This window comes from Achromobacter sp. GbtcB20 (assembly GCF_019091095.1).
Lineage (GTDB): Bacteria > Pseudomonadota > Gammaproteobacteria > Burkholderiales > Burkholderiaceae_B > Achromobacter > Achromobacter mucicolens.
In genome coordinates, this window is sequence record NZ_JAGXJZ010000288.1 from 1 (window position 1) to 383 (window position 383).

Below are 383 nucleotides of genomic sequence, written 5' to 3' on the forward strand. Positions count from 1 at the left end.
GCACCCCTGTCTTGTCTCCCTGGTAGACGAAGCCCCACTCCTGCCTGCCCGTGACCGGATCGACGTAGATCTTGCGCAGGTGGCGGCGCGTGCCGGGAAAGCGCGGATCCTTGAGCAGCTCCCGCATGGTCGGCGGCGCGGTCGGATAACCGCGCGGCGTGGCGGCGGCATAGCTGCGCAGGGCTTCGCTGTATTCGGCCCCGATCTCGAGCAGCTCCTGTTCGGCGGCCACGCGGCGCAGCAGGGAGTCGACCTTCAGCGTCGCTGCCCCCACCAGCCCCAGGATCGCCACGAAGATCACCAGGCCGACGTAGGTGAAGCCGGCGTCGGGCGAGCGTGCGCGCCGCGCTACCATTCGGCAGTGCGTTCGCTCCAGGGTTCGC

The 383-nt window shown here is 69.7% G+C and carries 1 protein-coding gene; it reads right to left on the reverse strand.

The window, feature by feature from the left end; translation table 11 throughout:
• Window positions 1-355: type II secretion system protein (locus KVT32_RS29015; RefSeq protein WP_217619306.1), on the reverse strand; the 355-nt coding region annotated here is incomplete at its 3' end.
• Between the last annotated feature and the right edge of the window lie 28 nt (window positions 356-383).